1 protein-coding gene is annotated in these 1,168 nt (G+C 70.4%); it reads right to left on the reverse strand.

What is annotated here, in order from left to right; genetic code table 11:
- Position 1: 1 nt before the first annotated feature.
- The coding region (locus EIM47_RS15615; RefSeq protein ID WP_125077421.1) for a sugar porter family MFS transporter at positions 2-1,168 on the reverse strand (1,167 nt) is incomplete at its 5' end.

Below are 1,168 nucleotides of genomic sequence, written 5' to 3' on the forward strand. Positions count from 1 at the left end.
CTCATCCCTGCATCTGCTCCAGCTCGCGGCCGCGGGTCTCGCGCACGAACCGCAGCACGAAGAACACCGACAGGAACGCCGCCGCCGCGTACAGCCCGTAGGCCGCCGCCAGGCCGATGCCCGCCAGCAGCATCGGGAACGTCCAGGTGATCACGAAGTTCGCCACCCACTGCGCCAGGCCCGCCACCGCCAGGCCCGAACCGCGGATCTGGTTGGGGAACATCTCGCCCAGCATCACCCACATCACCGGGCCCCACGAGGCGTTGAAGAACACCACGTAGGCGTTGGCCGCCACCAGCGCCACCACGCCCATCTGCCCCGGCAGCTGCAGCTTGCCGGCCGCGTCCAGCGTCCCGGTCGAGAACGCCCACGCCACCACCGCCAGCGTCACCGCCATGCCCACCGAGCCGATCCACAGCAGCGGCTTGCGCCCCACCCGGTCGATCAGCACCACCGTCACCAGGCACGCGCCGATGCTCAGCGCACCGGACAGCACGTTGATCAGCAGCGCGTCGTTCTCCGAGAAGCCCACCGCCTGCCACAGCACCGCCCCGTAGTAGAACACCACGTTGATGCCCACCAGCTGCTGGAACGTGGCCAGGCCAATGCCCACCCACACGATCGGCCGCACCTTGCCGGTCACCTTGCTCACCAGGTCCGACAGCCGCGGCCGGTGGTGGTCGGAGGCCAGCGAGGCGTCGATCTCGACCAGCTTGCGCACCCCGACCTCGGCCCCGTACAGCCGCGCCAGCACCTTGCCGGCCCTGTCCTTCAGCCCGCGCGCCACCAGGTAGCGCGGGCTCTCCGGGATGAAGAACAGCGCCACCAGGAACAGGAACGCCGGCACCAGCTCGGCCCAGAACATCCAGCGCCAGGCCTCGTACTCCCACCACAGCACCTCGGTCGAGGCGCCGGCGTGCCGCGCCAGCCACCAGTTGCTCAGGAACGAGAAGAACAGGCCGGAGATGATCGCGATCTGCTGCAGCGTCGCCAGCCGGCCGCGGTAGCGCGCCGGCGCCACCTCGGCGATGTACGCCGGCGACAGCACGCTGGCCGCGCCCACCGCCAGGCCGCCCAGCACCCGGTAGACCACGAACTCGGCCGAGGAGGTGGCGATGCCCGAGCCCCAGGCCGAGACGATGAAGAACACCGCCGCCCACAGCTGCAT

Source organism: Pseudoxanthomonas sp. SGT-18 (assembly GCF_003931645.1).
Lineage (GTDB): Bacteria > Pseudomonadota > Gammaproteobacteria > Xanthomonadales > Xanthomonadaceae > Pseudoxanthomonas.